The 21,284-nt window shown below is 38.5% G+C and carries 10 protein-coding genes; 2 read left to right on the top strand and 8 right to left on the bottom strand.

The window, feature by feature from the left end:
• Positions 1-4: 4 nt before the first annotated feature.
• On the bottom strand, positions 5-2,125 hold the full coding sequence (locus IPO27_04280; GenBank protein MBK8845815.1) for a tetratricopeptide repeat protein: 2,121 nt from the start codon (positions 2,123-2,125) through the stop codon (positions 5-7).
• A gap of 192 nt (positions 2,126-2,317) precedes the next feature.
• Here IPO27_04280 and lpxD point away from each other — a divergent pair, with 192 nt between their 5' ends.
• The gene (gene lpxD / locus IPO27_04275; protein ID MBK8845814.1) at positions 2,318-3,334 is read left to right on the top strand and encodes a UDP-3-O-(3-hydroxymyristoyl)glucosamine N-acyltransferase; all 1,017 of its coding nucleotides are present in this window, start codon (positions 2,318-2,320) and stop codon (positions 3,332-3,334) included.
• Between the two features lie 220 nt (positions 3,335-3,554).
• Here the strand turns inward: lpxD and IPO27_04270 are convergent, their stop codons facing one another.
• Complete coding sequence (locus tag IPO27_04270) at positions 3,555-6,716, bottom strand: gliding motility-associated C-terminal domain-containing protein (protein MBK8845813.1); 3,162 nt, start codon at positions 6,714-6,716, stop codon at positions 3,555-3,557.
• Between the two features lie 194 nt (positions 6,717-6,910).
• Here IPO27_04270 and IPO27_04265 point away from each other — a divergent pair, with 194 nt between their 5' ends.
• Positions 6,911-8,104 (top strand): amidohydrolase family protein, encoded by a 1,194-nt coding sequence (locus tag IPO27_04265; GenBank protein MBK8845812.1) that lies wholly within the window; start codon positions 6,911-6,913, stop codon positions 8,102-8,104.
• Between the two features lie 194 nt (positions 8,105-8,298).
• Here IPO27_04265 and IPO27_04260 read toward each other — a convergent pair whose 3' ends face one another.
• From IPO27_04260 to IPO27_04235, 6 genes are all read right to left on the bottom strand, one after another.
• Positions 8,299-10,161: a T9SS type A sorting domain-containing protein gene (locus IPO27_04260; GenBank protein ID MBK8845811.1), complete on the bottom strand. Its 1,863-nt coding sequence runs from the start codon at positions 10,159-10,161 to the stop codon at positions 8,299-8,301.
• A gap of 13 nt (positions 10,162-10,174) precedes the next feature.
• Entirely contained in the window at positions 10,175-11,710 is a 1,536-nt protein-coding gene (locus tag IPO27_04255; protein MBK8845810.1) for a T9SS type A sorting domain-containing protein, read from the bottom strand.
• Positions 11,707-14,217 carry a T9SS type A sorting domain-containing protein gene (locus IPO27_04250; protein ID MBK8845809.1) on the bottom strand — a complete coding sequence of 837 codons (2,511 nt, stop codon included), beginning with the start codon at positions 14,215-14,217 and terminating at the stop codon, positions 11,707-11,709. The genes IPO27_04255 and IPO27_04250 overlap by 4 nt, the downstream gene beginning before the upstream one ends.
• Before the next feature lie 365 nt (positions 14,218-14,582).
• Entirely contained in the window at positions 14,583-18,143 is a 3,561-nt protein-coding gene (locus tag IPO27_04245; protein ID MBK8845808.1) for a hypothetical protein, read from the bottom strand.
• A gap of 635 nt (positions 18,144-18,778) precedes the next feature.
• On the bottom strand, positions 18,779-19,336 hold the full coding sequence (locus IPO27_04240; protein MBK8845807.1) for a DUF4468 domain-containing protein: 558 nt from the start codon (positions 19,334-19,336) through the stop codon (positions 18,779-18,781).
• A 15-nt stretch (positions 19,337-19,351) separates the two neighbouring features.
• Positions 19,352-21,271, bottom strand: coding sequence for a LysM peptidoglycan-binding domain-containing protein (locus IPO27_04235; protein MBK8845806.1), 1,920 nt, complete (start codon positions 21,269-21,271; stop codon positions 19,352-19,354).
• Between the last annotated feature and the right edge of the window lie 13 nt (positions 21,272-21,284).

The raw sequence follows: 21,284 nt of genomic DNA, 5'->3' as shown, positions 1-21,284 counted from the left end.
GGTTTTATTTTATCCCCATCATTTGCCTTGCGCGCATTACGTACTGTTTTCCTTGCACGCTATCTCCAAGCATCATATAAGTGATGCCAATATTATTTGTGGCATTGGCATTGTTTGGATTTATTTCTAACAATCGCTTGTAAGCGGATAAGGCATTTGGAAAATCTTTCATCATACCATAACAATTGCCGGTGTTGTTCCAGGCATCTGGATAATTTGGTTTTATTTGTATAGCCTTTGCATACTGATCAATGGCCTGTTTATACTGCCCGGCTTTAGCATATACATTCCCAATATTATAAATGGCGTTTTCATTATCAGGTTTCAATTCAACCGCTTTGTTTAGCAACTTCAGGGCATCATCTAATCGCCCAACATCAGTTAAATATATTCCTTTGTTATTGTATGCCTCGCTCGAAGTTGGCAATATCGCAATAGCCTTATCCAGCACTTCAAATGCTTTGTCGTATTGTTTGGTTTCGCCATAGCAAACTCCTTGAGCTATTAAAAATTCAGGATCTTTTTTATACTTATCGTTTGCTGCACGCTCCAGACACTCCAGCGCTGTTTTATTATCTTTTAATTCTTTGTATGCTATTCCCATGTGATACCACGCATCGCTGTAAGTAGGAACCAGCGCTACGCCTTCTCGCAATTGCTCTATTCCCTTGCGCATATATTCTTCTTTAAGTGCCTGATCTGTTTCTTCTTTCAATCCTTTTTCAATAATCAAAGCGCTGCCATAGGCATAGCGAATACGAGCACTTTCGGGATAACTAACCACATCGGTTTCAAGCAGGGTCATGTTGCTTTTCCATTTGGTATTGCGATGTATGGTTTTAAAGGAAAAAAGTACAAAGGCAACACCAATGATGGCAACTAATTTTCCATTGGCTTTAAGTAAGCTTGGCAAACTTGTGTATGTTTTTTTGTTTTCATTTAGCTTTAGTAAACCGGCCAATACAAATACAATGGCAATGCAAAATCCCAGCGAAGGCATGTATGCAAAGCGTTCGGCTAAGGTTGCTTCTATCAGAAAGGCGATGTTGCTTACTAAAGAAATAGTTAGAGCAAAAAATAAAATGCCATACACAATGGGTGATTTCTTTTTGAAATTTATTACACAATAAACTATCAGGCCAATGATGGCTATGGTTGATAGTAAGGCATACACATTTCCGAAGCTCACCACCTTATATACACTGTACGAATAATCAAAGCTTAAAGGATATGGCACAAACATGAGCAGAAAATATTTTCCCATAAGCATAAAGGCAGTTGATAAACGCTCGCCCATATTTTGTGCTCCTACCATGGTATTATTAATCAGTTCAATGTCGGTAAAGTTGCTCACACTGCCAATTGCCATCACACGCATACCAAAATAGATGGCTGCAGCAGCTACAGCTGCAAGCGATGCAGTAATTATGTGCTGACGCTGTGCTTTAGTAAAAAACCATAAAGTAAGTGGTACAACAGCAACCATGGTAAGTGCATTTTCTTTCGAAAGATTAGCAACCAATAAACACAAAGCAGCATAACCAAGATTGAGCATATTTTGCGATTGGACATATTTGAGTGTAAACAGCAGACCACTTATACTAAATAAAAATGCAAGTATCTCATCACGACTTTTTATGTTTGCTACAACTTCGGTGTGCACCGGGTGTGCAATAAATAAAAGCGTAATTAAAAAAGGAAGCAACGGATGATGTGCCTGCAACATGGTTTTGAGCAAGGTAAATAACACAATTGCTGTTACCACAAAAAGCAAGATGTTGATGATGTGCCCGGGCAACGGATTTTTTGGTGCAAGGCCCCATTCAATAGCAAACATGGCTACCGACATTGGGCGATACAGACTTTCGCTGCGGTCCCAAAATCCTTTGCGATAGCTTGTTGTAAAAATTTCGCCTATGGCCGAGGGGCCTTTCTTTACTATTTTATTATTTTCCATAACAGTGCCATCATCCACCGTGTACTCATGTGTAACGGTGTTTATATACAATAGGAAGGCACATGTTGCACAAATAATCAGCATCATGCGATGGATGGATGTTAGGTTGACAACTACTGGTGAAGCTGCTTTTTGTTCCGGCTTTTCTTTGGCTATATTCTTTTTCATCCGATCTGGTTATTCGATTTAAATATTTAAAAGGTTAAAAAAACAGTTTTGAAACGGTTGGCGCAATCTCAACAGAGATATAAATTACAAATGATTTCAACACGTACTTATTGGCAAAAGTATAAAATAATGTATCCGCCAAATTAAAATAAGTTTATACCTTCGTGCATACAGAATACATGAATAATGGGAATGAAATTCACCGCGGCACAAATTGCCGAAACACTTAACGGTAGTGTAGAAGGAAATGCAGAAGTTTGGGTAGATAATGTTTCTAAAATTGAAGAAGGCCTGGAACATACATTGAGTTTTTTGGCTAATCCAAAGTACAACGACTTTCTATACACTACGCAATCAAGTATTGTAATTATCAATAATGATTTTGTGGTTGATAGGGAAATCAAACCTACGTTAATCCGTGTTCCCGATGCATATCAGGGATTTGCACGACTGCTCGAAATTTACAGTACCATCCAACTGAATAAAACAGGGGTTGAAGAGCCGCATTATTTAGGCAGTAAATCAACTGTGGGCGATCAAGTTTATTTGGGTGCCTTCAGCTACATTGGTTCCAATTGTAAAATTGGAAATAATGTAAAAATATACCCGCATGTTAGTATTGGAGATGGAGTTAGCATAGGCGATAATACAACCCTGTTTAGCGGAGTAAAAGTATATAGTCAGAGTATAATTGGAAGTCATTGTACATTGCATTCAGGTGTGGTAGTTGGTAGCGATGGGTTTGGCTTTGCACCTAACGATAGTACCTATAAAAAAGTTCCTCAAATTGGCAATGTAATTATCGAAGATCATGTTGAAATAGGCTCTAATACTACCATTGACCGTGCTACCCTTGGTAGCACGATTATACGTAAAGGCGTAAAACTTGATAACCTGATACAGGTTGCACACAATGTAGAGATAGGTGAGAACACAGTGATTGCGGCACAAACCGGTATTGCAGGTTCTACTAAAATAGGCAGCAATTGCATGATAGGAGGGCAGGTAGGTATTGTGGGCCATGTTACTATTGCAAACAATGTAAAGATTGCTGCACAATCGGGTATAGGTCAAAGCATACTAGACGAGGGCGCTATTTATCAGGGATCACCGGCATTTGCTATTGGAGATTATCGTAAGTCGTATGTTGTTTTCCGTAACTTACCAGAATTGGTAAAGAAAATTGATAATCTCGAAAAGGGATTTTAGGTCAGCATAAAAAACTAATAGAATAGCGTGCACTTTTCTTAGACCACTTAGGTACTTTCTCTTTAAGGTCTTTTCTTTTTAGCGTATCAGCAATAAAGTTTTATAATTTATTTGATGTATAAATTTCCAAGATGAATGCTGTGCAAATGCAAAATTGTAATGCGAAATTCCATTTAGAATATTCTAGTAAATGCACCTTTGGTGCATTTCAAGTTTGACCTTATCTAAGCAGAAGTACTTTGCCACTTTTGTTTTGAATGTTTCGTGCAGTTTTTAAATAGACTTGATAGTAATATTCACCCGCTTGACAAAGTTCGCCATCATAACTGCCATCCCATCCTTTTTGTAAGTCGCTTGTTTCAAATATTTTTTTACCCCAACGATTAAAAATACTTAGATTATAAAATAAATAGTCCCCAGCTTTTATGGCTGCAAAGATTTCGTTTTGTCCATCTCCGTTAGGACTAAAAGCATTTGGAATAAACAAACCATCATTTGAATCATACACTTCTACAAAAATGGAAGCAGTATCGCTGCACCTGCCAATAGTGCCGGTAACTGTAAACCAGGTAGATTGCAAAGGTCGTGCGGTGGTAATTTGTGCTTTGTCGCTCAATACAACATCTGCTGGCTCCCACCTGTATGCATTAGCCCCTGAAGCCGACAATTCAACCATTTCGCCTGCTACTATCAGGCTTAAGTTGGTCATAGCTTCTGCCTTTACTTCGATTACCTCTACATGTATTTTATCACTTGATGAACAATAACCATTTGTAACGGTAACCGTATAGGTTGATGACTGCAATGGCGATATCCATTGCTCGCCACAATTTGTACAAGCAATATAGGGGTTACTACTCCAGCTAAATGAATTATAATTTGAAATGGGGTCTAATTGCATTTCTTCTCCAAGGCAGATGGCAGTATCATTACCTAAATGCACTATAACTTGCGGAATAACTTCAATGATGATGGTGTCATTCACAGTGCACGAATCACTCGAAGACAAAACGTATGTTGTGGTGGTAGATGGAGATGCAATTGCTGTAGTACATGTTGTGCAATTGATGCCTGTGCCGGGCCACCACTGCACATTCGTGCTTCCTGTGGCAGTTAGCACAGTTTGCATGCCTGTGCATATTGTATCTGCAGCAATAGCAGTTAAGGACTTTACTTGCAATACTTTAATTGTACTAGAGTCGCTGGCTACACATCCATTTGTATCGGTATAACTATAGACTATTGTATTGTACCCTGCTGAAACCTGCATCGGAAAAAATGTGTTAGATGAAACTCCATTACCATTATAATTTCCTCCTAGTGGCAAGCCACCAGCAAGTTGTAAGGGTGTTGCATTTGCACACACAGAGTTAAAGGAAGCAAGTGTTACAAGAGGAAGCGCATGTACAATTTGTGTAAATGAAGTATCGTTGCTGCATCCATTGGTATCGGTATAGTTGTAAGTTATGGTATTAGACCCTACAGCCTGCGAGGGATTAAAAATATTATTACTTGTACCGGTACCGGTATATGCTCCTCCGCCAGGCGTTACCAGATTTAGTACAAAGCTACTGTGATTGGCACATACAGCCGGTGGTGTAGTTATTTGAAATTGAGGACTGTCAAAAACAGTCATTAGCGCGCTGTCAGCAGAGCTGCATCCGTTATTGTCACTATAAGTATATATCAGCATGTGATTGCCTACTCCTGCACCCGCAGGAGAAAAAATATTTGTACTGATACCATTGCCTGCATATGTACCCCCTGATGGAATGCCGCTAGACAGAGCAAATGCAGGCTGATTGATGCAGGTTGGGTTTATACTAAAATTTACAACAGGTGCCGTGTTTACCCTGTCAATATGCAGGCACGAGGAATTGTTAACGATAGCTATATATGTTCCTGAGCTGGTTGTGTTTAATGTTGGCGATTGGCAGGTAGTGCATGAGAGGCCCGTAGCTCCTGACCAAACAAAGTTATTACCGGCCGATGCTGTTAGTTGAATGTTAGCAACTCCGCAAAAGGAAGTATCTAATCGACTTGTGTATATTAGCTGTGGTGCTGGAATGTTTATTTGTTTATTAAACAATACCTGACCATCACAACCGGCACTGCTGCCGTGGGCAGCAGTGTTGCAAAGCCCATTATAACCACCTGTTACTTCAATGCCGGTAATGTTGAATGGTAACGAAGCTTGATTAAATAAAATTACACCACCTCCGCCACCACCACCGGGCCCATGATCTGTGCCGGCCTGTGGATTTACACCTCCACTATTATTGCCTTTGGCATATAGTTTTGCTGGCGATATGTAGGTATTGCAATTTATCAGAACTGTCCCACCGGCTCCGCCACCACCTGCACCATCAATAATTACATCAGCTGCATTAGTTCCATTGGATTCAATCAGGTTATTGTTTGCATCTATTGCATTGGCTGAAATGATAATGATCCCACCACCGTTTCCACCAGCATTATCATTAATATTATTTGCATGACCTGCACCACCACCACCACCCATTATGAGTTGGTTCAACTGAAATAACGGGGCATTATCTTTAGCGCCAATTCCATTTGCTATAATAAAGTTAGGTCCAAAAATAGGATTCTGATAACCATATCCACCGTTGCCACCACAACCGGCATTAGCACCACCACCACCACCACCATTGTGATTGTTGCCACCACCACCACCATTCGCAGGTGCTCCACGCCCTTTTACTTTTAAGCCCAGCATAGATGAGGCAATGCCTTCTCCTTTGTTGGCACCTGAGTCCGAGATAGAGGTATAAAAATAATTTCCTACGTGGCTACCTAGATAGGCTGATGTGCCTTTTGCTCCACCACGAAATCCGCGCCCATTGGCATGAACGTTATTATTAAGTGTGATAGTTCCGGTAGCATCCAAAGCAAGCACTCCTCCAGTACTGCCATTCCATGGCAGGCAAGTTAGGGTGTCAGCTATCACAGGATTTGCATATTGTGGCACTCGTATTAATTGTACTGCAGCAGATACGAGATAAGACTTCATTAATGGTGCAAGCGTGTAAATTTTATTACCAACTATATCAAATACAAGGGCATACTCATAGTTGCCTGCGCCATTTAAATTTGAAATGGTTCCATAGGTACTATCATTATTTTGAGAGATAGTAGCACCATTCATCTGCATGATAATAAAAAGGTCACCGATGGCAAAGCCGGTTGAGTTAGATACTTGAATTTCGCTGTTGCAGTTAGATGCAGTTATTGATAATACACCGGCATAATTATTTACCACTCCCGCAATGGATGGCGAGCCATCTTTTCCATTACCAATTGATTGAGAGTTAATTGTATGTGAAATGAGTATTAAAAGACAGGCAAGTTTTAGTATCCGCATTGCTCAAAGGTTTATGGCTAAAGCCAATATTCAAATCTGATACCTGAATTGATGGCATTCTGTAGAAAAAGTGAAATTGGGGTTTATCGACAATGTGAATTTTCCGATGTTGGTATTTTATATAAAATAAAAATAGGTTGTATAAGTTACTACGTTAGATTTGTTGGCATTAACCCGCTTTTCAATTTAGTACAATGGAAGAAACAAAATATTTAGGAGCAACATATATAGATACCGTTACAAACGGTATTTTACAAGATGGTATAATCGCCTTACACAGAGATTGTATTGCCGGTATTTATTCAAAATCGGATTTTGATAAAGCACATCCGGGGCAGCAGTCATCAGTACAATGGATGAATGGAATAATTATTCCCGGACTTGTAAATGCGCATTGCCACCTCGAACTGTCGTATTTAAAAAGCAGAATCACCCAGCACACCGGCCTAAGTGATTTTATAACGCAGGTTGAAAAACTAAAGAGTGCAGATAAAGGCCATATCCTGCATTGTGCATACGAGGCAGATGATGAAATGTACCAAAATGGAATTGTGTATGTAGGCGATGTTTGCAATACGCTTGATGCACAATTGGTAAGGGAAGAAAGCAAAATCAAATACTATCATTTTTGTGAGGTCTATGGCATTGATGAGCAGAAGGCAGAATTTGCTTACGAAAGAATAAAGGCGCTTAAAGCATGTATTAGTGCTCCCGATAAGTCAATAGTACCGCACGCTCCATATAGTGTATCTAACAAATTGTTTTCGCTAATAGAGCATGGTAAAGAAGAATTAGTCAGCATACATAATCAGGAATCTGCTGCAGAAGATGATATGTTTAAGAATAAATCGGGAGAAATAGTAGAGCGATTGGTCAACTGGGGTATTAATCTTGATGGTTTTGAGCCTACCGGCAAAACATCACTTCAGTCATATTATGATAGCTTACCTCATAACGAAAGAAAAATGTTTGTGCACAATACCTGTACAACACCAGACCTAATTAATGCTTATTCACACCCATTAAACTATTGGTGCTTATGTCCGGGTGCAAATCTTTTTATCGAAAATAAATTACCGGCATTGGAAACATTTTTCTTACAAAAGGATAATTGTGTGGTAGGTACTGATAGTTTGGCTTCGAATACGGAATTGAATATTATACATGAATTGAAAATCATTTTCGATTATTTAATGCAACACAAAATTCAACTACCTGCATTGGAAGTTTTTAGCAGATTGGTACGCTTTGCCACGCTCAATGGGGCTAGATTTTTTAACTGTGAAAATTATTTGGGAAGTATCGAAACGGGAAAATCTCCGGGAATAGTGCTTTTAGAAAATGGAGATTTTAATTTTAATTATTCAAGAATAATTCGCTTGGTATAGTCCTGCAACTACCCTCCTGATAGCTGCAGGGGACTCTTCCATCTCTTCTTACAAAAATAAAACCCACTTACAAAATTAGCAATTTCCACCGTCTTATGCCGGCTCCATTCACCTACCCGCTTACTACGTATATGGTTATAGTTAACAGCGGTTGCGCACCTGCCTAAGGCAGGTATTGAGATTAACGAATATTGTTATTTCTTCAACAGCCGATAAACTTCTCTTTTAGTTTTGCTATTGATTTGTACTTGATATATTCCAGCGCTATGATTGCTCAAATCTATTTTGTTTTCAAATACAACTTGATTATTTAATTCACGCCCAAACACATCATATATCGTTACTATTACATCTTTCATATTTTTATTAAAATAAAATATTCCATCACCGGGATTAGGATAAAAAGTAAAATCTGTTTGGGCAGTTTCCGGCAACCCAATAGAGCCGAAAGAATACAAATTATACGCTGTATTTGTTTGCACCGCTTCATTTTGGTCGAAGTATATATAGGCAGTATTGTTTACCTGATAGGGAATGGTGAGATTTGCTTTGGGTTTTATTTTATATATAATGCTGCCATGACTATTGGGTTCATCAATATTGCTATCCGGCAGCATAATTTGATTGAAGGTAAAAGTAATCTGACCATTAGAATCCAATACCGTATTGCAATTATGACTGGTATGCAGCAATTCAAAAGTATTAAAATCAAATCCTGAATCCAGCGTATCTAATATTATTACACGGTATGCCGTATCAGTACCGGTATTTTGAAAGTTTATGGTGTATTCAAGTTCTGTGCCCGGGGGTGTGAGGTGTTGTACGCTATCACCTGTTGGATATACAAGTATTTCATTGGGATCATAAGGGCAAGTTACTGTGCGATAAATGGTAAGCGAATCAAAATATTTTAGGTTGCCTAATGTATCGCTAAGTTTTATTTCCATGTGAACAGCATATTTAACACCTGGGCCAGGCATGGTAACAAGAATTTTTGTGTCATGCATATACGCTGAATCACCCAATTGAAAGTTGAAAATATTTGTATCGCCACTTATTGTTTGAGGGGGAGAAGGCAAATAACCATTTATGGTTAAAAGAGGTACAGTAATCTTTAATTCTACATTCATATTATTGAAATAAGAAAACAAACGACTTACATTAATTATTTCAGCTGGTTGACCGCATCGGGAGCTTGAAACATAAATGCCGCTTTGATGAAATATATAGCATGAATCGGAATGTAATCCAAAATTTATATCTGTTGTTGTTGGTAATGTAATAGTTAAATTGTAAACCGGATTGGGTGTAGTAAAATGCAAGCAAGCTGTATCATAATCTATACCTACAGTATATGAGGAACCAAACCCAGCTTCAAAAAAATAATTGCCCAAGTTATTTGGGTAGCAATAATAATTCCCGGGTTGAATCAATAATTTTCTAGGAAAGGGACGATCGCCATTTGGGATGTTGTATATTGCATCAGTGTCGGTATCATAAAATACGGAACCATAGACCACAGCATCCAAAGTATCAAGGTATAGGTGCATAAAATCGAATCCCTTACACCCATTTCCATCTGTTACTGTAACGTAATAAGTACCTTGCCCCACATTATTAATATTTTGTGTGGTTGCACTGTTACTCCACACGTAAGTAAAAGGGCCTGTACTTACCGGATTGGAAAATACTGTGCCATCAGTGCATACATTACAAGTTGGAAAATTTGCAGTTAAACCTACATCAAAATTACCAATTAATAAAGAGTCTGTTGCATAGCAGCCTAACGTGTCTGATGCATATAAATAAATTTTATATCCTATCAAGCTGGTATCTATAGTTTGAAAATAAGTTGTAGTACCATTGCTCCAATTATAACTTACAAGTCCATTATTTCCTGTTGATGTTGCCTGCACCTGGCCTGCTGTGCCATTTACACAATCAGGATAGGTAGCTACTTTGATTTCTGTTTTAAGTGTGCAAAATTGTGCTTTTGCTGTATTCACGCTGCAAGCGAATGTGATTATTAGTGTTATAAAAAATTTAATTGTTTTCATTTGTTTATTTTTTTTAATGCATTATTATGAGTTTTGTTGTAGCCATTTGGCTTTCACTTTTTATACAACAACTATACACTCCACCACTCAAAAAACTTAAATTAAAATTTTGCAATGTACTCCATGGTGGCAATTTATAAGTAAACAAAACCCTGCCTTGCATATCTGTAATTTCAAAAATGCCTGTAGCATTTTGCGGCAATAAATATATAATTTTAATGGAACCATTAGTTGGATTAGGAGCAACCGAAAATTTAAAATCATGTTTTGTAAACTCTTGTATGCCAGTTGCCGAGAGGCATGGGCAGCCCAGCGTAGTATCGCACCCTAAATAATAATTTGGGTGGTAAACATTTGCGCGAAATTGAAAGCAAGGTAAATGCAAACTATGCAATTGCACATCGCAGGATAGCCCTGCACTATCAGGCTCATTTATCACATGCATATCAATTACACTGTTACCCGATGAAATATAAATCTTGCCATTTGCAGCGCGATACATTGCCCAAAAATCTGTTTGAAATGGAAAATATGGAGAATAATAACCATCGTTGGTTGCTACCAATGTTTTGGTTTGTGTTGCTATATCTATTTGATGTAAATGTTGTTGTGTGGCGCAATATAAATATTCTGAATTTGAGGAAAATTGTATTCCCATACCTGGGTATGTATCAGAAATATCAATTACGTGAGGATTACTGAAAATCCCTGTACACCTATCAAAATCAAATATTCTTACATCTGCATACCAGGGACCTGGTAAAGGAATAGGATATGTAAAAGCATAGGCAAACTTTTTACCATCGGGTGAAAATTGCGGTTGCCATTGATTAACATAAGCAACTGGAACATTAAGATGTGTGGTAAAAATGGTATCAATTCCATTAGGAGTTAACAGCATTTGAAAGATAATATCTGTACTATCTTTCGTTGCAATTATCCACCAATCCCTACCATTACTATGTTTACACGCTGCTAATCCCTCACCTAATGTATCATTTATTACAATTTTATTTTTTTGACCAAAAGGCACGGCTCCTAAGCCACCGTTCAAACTCATTTCAATCGAAGTTAAATATAAACGTAATGCCCGATAATAACTATTTACAACAGTGTCCCAAGTATGATGAAATAAAATAAATTTATTACTATCATTTGGGAATGGAAGGATAATATTGCCATGAGATGTTCCAAGACCACTCGTACTATTACACCAGCCACCGTTTGTTATATAACTTGGATTCAAGCCTCCCCCATTCAACATAGTATCACCTGTTGCATCAGCAATCCAACAACCATTGGTTGCAATAATTAAATTGCCATTTTCGTCACTCATAGTTGCTTGTGTGCTGCCAAAAGGCATTTTGCGGCTTTCGGGTACTACTGTTAACGAAATGCTGTCTATTAAAAACCTCGCTTTGGTGGATGTTGTATTTGAATCCACTAATACAGGTAAATAGCCTAACAACCAATGGTGCGTTTTGCCTTGTGCTTTTAAGGCACAAGGCAAAACCATCAAGACAAAAATAAAAGCAAAAAACTTACTCATCGCTCAATAATTAATTTTTGAGTTTTCAGAACTAAGCCTTCTGCACTAAATGAAACAGTATATAATCCGATAGCCAATTTTTGTGTATTAATTTTTACAGCTTTCAGTTTGCAATCAACCTTTATTGATAAATGCTCTTTTCCTATTGCATCTGATATACTTACACTACAATTTGTACCGGTGTTGTTGGCTATAAACAATTCTACATAATCATTTGCCGGGTTTGGTTTTAAATAGATTTCAATTGCATTTGTATTGGTACTTGCATTTCGGAATATTCCTTGCAGTAAGCAAATAGCTGCATCGTCATAAACAATCGTATCACCCAACAGAGCTATGTAGTTGCGGGCAATGTACACTGCATTGCCACCACTGTATGGGCATTGTTGGGCAATAGCAAGTATATCGTTATAATGTGTCTTTATTCCGTCTAATCCTTGGTCATTATATAACACATGTATTTCGTTAATATATTTCTCGTTAGTTTCGGGCACTTCAGTTGCTTGTACTGCGCTATTTTCAGTTTCCATTATGCTAATTGCATTATCAGCATCTTGTTTTATTTGTGCAGAAATTATAGCTTGTGATTGAACAATCGAACTGATACTGTTAATTAAATTTTCGCGCAATGTTTCATATCCAATTAATGCTGCATTGTTATTTAGGCTATCTATCAGTTCAATGCTGTCCTTCTTTACAAGTATAAGGCTGTCACAGGTCTTTAACAGCATTAATTTATATGGATTAGGCTCGTTGCTAGCATAAAACTTTTGCTTTGCTTCATATAACTTTCCTATGTTGCCGTTAGCATTATTGATATAAAAATTATACATCACACTATCGCTGTATATAGTTGTACTAACAGACATTAATGCATCATACAAATTTTGCTGTGCAATATTTTTTGCTTCGGGTATATATGCTGCAGTTATTGTACTATCATGTGCTACCTGGTATCGAAAGGCTGCATCATCATCGCCATCTTGTGCCTGTGCAATGCAAGTAGAATTGGTTGCGCAATCATATACACTTAATGGATTTATTGAAAACCATCCAATATTATTAGGCATAAATGTAGGAGTGTTTGGAAATTGGATTGGCGTGTTATTTACTTCAAATTTGGAAGCATTTAAGAATCCAGTATTCTGATTCTCTGCACCGTAAGGTCCTGCATTACCGAGCCACTGGTTACCACGCAGTGTTTGAGTACTTATTAATGCGGTATTATTCAAGTAAAGCCCTTCTAAACAATTGCTCATGCTGTTGCCTCTAAATGCATCTTGCGAATTGCTGCAATCTCCTCCAAAATAAAAGCCGGTAACATGACCATAGCAATGGTTACATTCAATCAGGTAAGATTGGCTGCCATTAATTACATAGCCTCTTGTATTACCTAAGTATGGGTAGTTGGTATATACATTATTGCAAGTAAGCATAGCACCAAAGCCGCCATTAATGGTAATCCCATCTGACGAAGGCTTATTCACTCCCAACGTATTTTGATAAACCCTGTTATAAGTAATTTGCGGTTTCACTACAGCAGTGCTTACTATTCCATTTAGTATTTCTACTGCATACAAATCATTGTCGGTAATCTTATAGTTTGCAAATTGGTTAAGTTCGGCAATGCGCACACATGCACCGAACTTGTTGCCGTGTACCCTTATGTTATTATTTGCTGCAAGCATATTTGACGACCCTGCATTATTGTACCAATTGATGCCATAATCTCGCGCATTTATTTCACAATCAAACACTTTTGTTTCCATACCGTTTGTGCATAATTCGGTTTCAACACCCGTCTTCATCGAATTCATTTTTACTCCTGCAATTTTTGTATTTATGAATTTCGAATAAACTCCGCGGTCTGCTTGTGTCATTGTAGGTGGAGGAAATTGTGCAAGTGGAGAAATTGGGTAAACATCTAATCTGAATGAAGTACCATGTCCACCAAAAGCAGCAATGCAACTGCCATCATGTTTGTTGTTTCCATAAGCAAGGTCTTTGAATATGGTAGCAAAAAAACTATTGCGTACTTCGAGAAAAGAAGAACGTGTTAATATCCCAAGGTTCAACTCACCAAAAGTATTATACATTTTTGAATTATCTCCAATGGTCATATACACATTGCTTATATCCATACCTGCATAAGGTATTTTGCCAAATGGCGTTTGCCCGGGATAGGGTGAAGCCAAGGGACCTGTAAGTGCAAAATAAGAAGCTGCACAGTATCCGTTAATGTTCCACATTGCATCTACCGGATTTTGAGGCACAAATACACCTGTTACATTATTTACTAAATTGGCATTATCGAGCGTAAATGATGTTTCATCTTCCATAGTCATAGCTTTTTCGGCATCTGCAATAACGCCATTGTTATATACCTGTATATTTCCGCCACTCTCTACCGTTATTCCTCGCCACATATATGTGCATTTATTAAGTATAGCACTATTAATCTCTAAAGTAGCACCCGCTTTTACAAATATTTCAGCTTTAGGCTCCATGTAAACAATTTGATTATTATTGAAAGAAAAATTATTGTCAATATTGGGGGGGGGCGGGGGGGGGGGGGCGCGCGGGGGGGGGGGGGGGGCGGGGGGGCCCGGGCGGGGGGGGGGGCGCGGGGGGGGGCGCGGGGGGGGGGGGGGGCCCGGGCCCGCCGGCGGGGGGGGGGGGGCGCCGGGGGGGGGGGGGGGGGGAGGAACCCGCCCCGGGGGGGGGGGGCCGGGGGGGCCCCCGGGGGGGGGGGCAAAGCCCCCCCCCGGGGGGGGCGGGGGGGGCCCCGGGGGAAAAAAGGGAAACCCGGGGGGGGGGGGGCGGGGGGGGGGGGGGCGGGGGGGCCCGGGGAGGGGGGAGGGAGTTTTTTGAATTAATCTCTATTAAATACACCTTCAATATCAATGGTATTAGCAAGAATTGATGAACCATACATGCTCGATGATTCGCCACTTTTTATCATTACATCTGCAGGGCAACAAGTAGGATACAAATCTATTGTTTGGGTTGATTGATTGTATAGCCCTCCATCAAAAACTGTATGTGTTATTGTGTAAGTGCCCGGAGGCGCTGGGTCTATAGGTGGTATGATTGCACCGTTACTGCTATGGGTAATTGGTGCAAAATAGTCGTAAGTATATGGATTGGCACCAAGAACAGGTGTTGTTCTATTATCTCCAAACTCCCATTTATGTATTGCAGTAGAAGAAGTATTTGTAGCGGTGACGGTCACCTGGCCGGTACAACTTAGTTTATCGATATTAAAGCCAGCGTCAGGTAAAGCAGGCATGCCCGGGCATCCGTTTAATAATAAATGACCCGATTGTGTCCAATAATGCAGCGGGCCAGCTTGGGTGTTTAGCTGTGTGTTATTGAGTACAAGTGTAGTAGGGTCTTGGCAACTTAGTATAAAATGATTGTGGCCAAGTGGTACTGTACCAGTTATCTCAAATTCGAAACATCCTAAAGTATAAGGCCAAGCTGTAAAAGTTTGTGGTCCGGTATAATCCAACTGAACTTGCATGCTTCTATACACACAACCCGGACAATTTAATGGATCAGTATATGTTGACAAGGCGCCAACATTTGTAAATGTAACATTTGAAATAACACCTAAGCTTGTAGGTATTGAAGTGCTTGCTAAAGTGGCTGTTGGAGTTAGAAAATCGGGATAAATTATTATACCATCAAAACCATTTACATTACTTACCACAGTATGTAATCCATAGCAAATATTTAATTTTGAACCTGGTGCACAATCCCCAAAACCAGAAACTATCATAGGGCAACCAACCAATACATCTACGCATGCTTCGGAACTTATTGTATTGCCATTATATGTAAATACGGCAAGGTTACATTGGTCATTTCCTATTTCTACAAAGCATCCTGTAAAAGTTAAAGTGGTACATCCCGGCTGCAAAATAAACGGGATCGGAGGGTCGAATGGATTCGCAGTGCCATTACAATTGATTGAAAAATTTGCAGGGTTACCAAAAATATCGCTAAAAGTACCTGTTATAGGCGCAGTGGTGTTATTACAAATTGTTATAGCATATGTTACCGGATCTCCTGCATAAGTAGTAGTTGGTTGCACTGTTTTGATAATGGAAACGGGGTCGCATCCACCATCATTAAGTATATAAGTATAAGTATGTGTGCAATTGTGATTATCTGTAACTGATACTGTATATGTTCCTGCTGCTAAATTCGTAATGTCTTCATTGGTGGAACTGTTGCTCCATAAGAAAGTATAAGGACCTCCAGGTGTAATTACCGTTAAATCAATGCTACCATTATTTTGGCCCGTGCAGGGATGATTGAGATTCGCTGTAACATTTAACTCTGCCTCAATATAAAGGTCATCAAAAAATACATAAGGGTAATTGTTTCCTTGAGTAGGAACCACACGAACAATTAAATATTCATGTGCAGGCCCAACAACATTATGAGTATAACTAAATGCATAATTATCCCAGGTATTATAGGTAGCAACCACAGAATTAGAACTAATTAGATTTAATGTTGCCGTGTTAACATTACCTGGAATACCTATTGTGCTGTATATTTCAACAACTGTGGGACAGCTATCTTTTCTAGATGCCCAAAATGAACCGGAATAAGTAACTCCGGTTTGTAATGGTGCATTCAATTGAAAGAAAAGCCCTTCTTGATTAGCACCTGCGTTAATCAATCCAGCATAAAAATTATTTGCAGGTTGGCCGTTATGCGATTGAGCTATTGTTATAATATTATTTCCATCGCAGCCAAGTCCTTGCATAGTGACACCAGCAGGTGGATACCTTGACCAAGTAAATCCATCCCATCCATAGCGGTCTGGTGAATTAGTCGTACTTCCATTTATTGTAAAGGCATTGCTTTGTAGGTTGTGCGTGTTTATAAAATAATGCATTGCAGGTGGCCCTAAGGGGGGTATTTGTTCTAGGCACCCATCAATTACAATGTTACAACCAGTGTTTCCACAAGCTTCATCGGGTGTAAGATCATTCACTTGAACAAAAATATAAGCAAAATTGCCTTTTCTTCCATTTGCATCCAATGGAATATATCTTATAACTGCCAATCCAGAATAATTAGCTGGTGGTTGAAATTCAAAGGATGTAGCTAGTGGGTTCGTTATGTTACCGGCTCCGTAAATAATAGTTGGGCATTCATAAGCATGAGGATTGTTATCGGGCGAACTCTCATCTTCGTCATTTAATAAAAAATCATCAAGTAGTAGTGGCGGATTGCCTTGTAAATAAACATATGGATTTGTGGTGTTAAAATGAAACCAGTCATCAACTCCGGCAATTCTACTGCCGCATGCTGTGTAAGTGTCGAAATGGTTTTCAAAACCAGAGCCTGCAATTCCATATTCACTTGAGCAATGATAACCTAAAGCGCACAATACATCTACTTCCTGTTGTGTAGGATGCCTTCTATTAGAGCCAAAACCACCGCCTCCATTGTTAATAACATAAGACGTTACAGGGGCGCAGGTTCCATCTAAGTGAGAAAGACTTTGCCCCTGTCCGAATATTGCAGGTGAAAAAACAGGCAGATTAAGCCCTCCATCTATGAATCTGATATTACATAAACCTGGGGTTAAATTTGCATTTGAATAAGTCTGATTGCCACAAGAATTTACTTGGTTCAATAATGGAGTGCTTGCATTGTTTAAAAACAAATGTGAATCGAATCTTGTATAAAAATTTGAACCCGCAAGAATGCTATTTCCAGCACTATTAATGAATGAAGTAATACCAAGCATGTGTAATGCTTCATGTAATATAATTTCATAAACATCCAATTGTCCGGGCGGAGTAGCAATATTAAAGTTAGTATTCAATGTAAATCCTGAAGTGAAATTCAACTCGATGAAGCCATGAAATACATTTGATGGCACTAGTAAATTGATTGAATTAAAGGAATTGATACCTCCATTAATAGTTTTCCATACCTCTCCATCAAGTAAACCTCTATTGGTTGTGTTATTCCATAGTACATTATTAAATTGTTCATTATAAAAACTGGAACCAATGCCAACTGCAGTACTCGCAGTATGTGCGCGGAGACTGATGTCAACAAATGGTGGTGGATTAGGCAAATTAGTATAGGGGTTGTTTGCTGCGATTAATAATTCAGATAAATCAGTAAAGACTTGACAAGCAACTGCTCTATATGCAGCCCCATCTGTAGTATTATTGAAACCTGTATTTCCTATATCCATAAAGTCTAATCGAAATATACCTGCGTTGCAAGGATTAAACATGCTTATTAGAGCAGCATTATCTGGTATTTGTAGCTCTCGTATATCGTAGGTATTTCCAAATCTATCAAATATGAGCACAGAGTCATGTGCGTTGCCATCAGGGTCATTGTAGATTTGAGCATTTAAATTTTTACAAATTGAAAATTGAAATAATGCCATCACTAAAATTAATAACTTTATTATAAGTGAACTTACCCGGGGGGGGGGGGGCAGCAGCAGACACAGCGCATTTAGCATTATTCTTCACACAAAAAAACAATGCGGCAGAATTTAAAACAGTTTCAGGCTTTTTCATTTTAAGAGTATTAAATTGTTAGACTAAAATATAATTAGATTATAAAAATCAAATTTGAGATTCAGTACAAATAATCTTTGGCTGCGGCCGGTAAACTATTTTCTCTAGGCTAATCTGATGTAAGTGTTGCTTGTCTTTATTCTCATGTGTGGCAGTCAAAAATTATCCATCTTGTAAAATTCAACACAATAATAAACATTGTTTTGACATGGTTACGAGTTTTGTAAGAAAAATGTTACCGAAGATAGCATATCCCAAAATGGATTTCAATTTCTAATGCAAGTTATTTTTTCAAGATCAAAATTTTGCTAAGCTTATGGTAATTTTATAACTACAATTTGTGTGGTTTTGATTTATTTTGTGAGCCTGAAAAATATAGCCTGAGCAATGTGCGCACACTTTGCGTAGTGTTGTAAAACTGATAGTGTTTTAAAAATATATATTAAAAAGGTTTTTGTAGTAATTGAGTTTAAACAATGTAAGTAGTATTTTCAAATTTTTACCAATCATTAGTTGATTTGGCTGCATCTTTTTTGACCATCGTAGAAACCAAATCAGCAATAATTTTTTTACACTCCTGATTGGTTTGATTTAAGTAGTCGGCATAGCTATCACTATACCCTGGTGCGCGTGTATCCATCCAGCGCTCAATGGCATAGTAAGAAACCTGTTTCCAATTAATGTCGGTTAGTGTGTACTTATATCGATTGTCTTTCATTTCAATCTTTAAAGTATATTGTACCATGCCTGCATCGGTTGTTATGTCACTACGTTTTTTAGGCACATTCATAATTTTGAACCGCGCTTTACAAATGATGATGCCACTAGCCACATCTTTATCTCTGATTACATCTGTAGGGTTTTTATAAAATGCATTAGCCCAGGCCAAGGCTTTGTCATAAACTTTTCCTTTATCATTATCAGGCATCTCAATCACATTGGTGTAGGTAACCAATTTGGTTGTCTCATCTATCGGCATCTCTGTTTCTGGTTTGCTTTGCGCATTTACCTGCATGCATACGAATGTCAACAATATAATTATAAGCAATCTGTTCATTTGGATAATAATTATTTACGTAAGTGGAACTTTTACTTTAGTACCCGGTAATAGCGATTTGTGATTTCTTATTCCGTTTAATTTTTTTATTTCTGATACGGTTACACCGGCATATTTTTGAGCAATTGTCCAAAGGGTATCTCCTGGTTGTACAGTATGATAAACGAATTTAATTTTTTGCGACTTTGTATTTGTCAGTTTTTTTTCTGCTGTAATTTTAGTGTTAGTCGTGTCGCCCAAAGAATTTGATGCAAGATTATCGTTGGTATTGTTACCCGGGGCTACAACCAGTACTTGCCCAACCTCAATATTCTCCGACTTCAGGTTGTTCCATTCTTTAAGTTGTGTAACGGTACAGTTATACTTTTTGGCAATTGCAAAAAGGCCATCTTTGGGTTTAACCGAATATTTTTTTTCAGTAGCAATAGCACCTGTTTTTAGAACTGAATTAGAATCCTCTTTTGGGCCTTTTACACTTCCTACGACCTTTGATTCAACAGCAGTCTTCGTATGCTTGGCCACATTGGTCCCTGTTAGTGTATTTTCATTATTGTCATTAGGCTCAGTGTCGTTAACAACACCGGCAGTTGAATTGCTCATGTCTTGTGAGGCTACCGGAATTTGCTTCTTAATCGTAGTAACTATTGCTAATCGTTGCCCTGAACGAATATTAGTTGAGCGAAGTTTATTCCAGCTCTTGAGTTGCGACATGCCAACATTATACTTGTCGGCAATGCCACTTAACGTTTCACCATATTTTACTTTATGGTATTTCTTGGCCTGCACATAAACGGTTTTAAAAGTTACCAGTGTGTTGTCTATAGGAGCTGACTGTGGCATATAGTAAGGGTTAATTCGAATAGAAGGGTAATTAAAATCAGCATTATTTAAATTTGGCTTTACTGCAGCCAGGCAACTGTCATTTAATTTAATTCCGAGAGGCCCCAGTTTAATTGATTCGTAATAGTTGCTTGCCATATTGGCGATAAAAGCATTACGACTATATGAACTGTGTGCACCAAGTACGATGGCTATAAGTCGATGGTTATATCTACGCATACTACTAACAAGACAAAATCCTGCACGGGTGGTAAATCCGGTTTTAATACCATCTACCTCGTTAACAAAATCACGAGTAAGTCCATTGTGATTGCGTATGCAATAATGGTTACGTCCGTTGTATACTTCGGCATAGCCCATATTTGCAATCTCCATCAGGGCTTTGTTTTTTAAAGCAACTTTAGCAAGAAGTAATAAGTCGTGAGGTGAAGCATGATTATCTTTATCAGCTGTACGTGCGGGCAAACCCGAAGGGTTGGAGTATTGAGTATTTAACATACCCAACTCAGCAGCTTTGGTATTCATCCGTTTAATAAAGTTATACATACTGCCATTACCTGCATGTGTAGCAACTAACTCAGCAGCATAGTTATTACTTTCTATCATTACCATCTTTAGCATATCGCGCAGCGAGTAGGTGTTGTGAAAGTATACTTTACGTTTGCGTTTCCTTTTTCCTACGTACTTGTAGTGTGTGGTAGTAATTTTATCGGTCCATTTTAAACGACCTGCTTCAATATCCTCTATGATAATTAATGCTACCATAATTTTAGTTACAGAAGCAATTGGGTAGGCTGTATTCATTTCCTTCTCCCAAACAATGGTGTTTGATTCAAGGTCATACAGTAAACCTGCTCTAATAAGATTTTCGTCTTTTACCAGCGAGTCGTTAATGGTATATATAAAACTTGAATCGTAGTCAGAAGCCTCGCGTACGAGAGAGAGGGTGGTGTCGTCTAAGGCAATGAATTCGGGTTCGTCTTCACAATCGTTACCTTCTTGGGGTACTTCTACTTGCGCATTTAGGTTTAGGCAAAACAACATTAGCCATGCAAATATCTGCATGGTATAGATTGGTGATATGTTCTTTGTCATCTTCATTGGTATG

The sequence above is a fragment of the Bacteroidota bacterium genome (genome assembly GCA_016714535.1).
Taxonomy (GTDB): Bacteria; Bacteroidota; Bacteroidia; order AKYH767-A; family OLB10; genus JADKFV01.
This window is presented reverse-complemented; position numbering and strand designations above follow the sequence as displayed.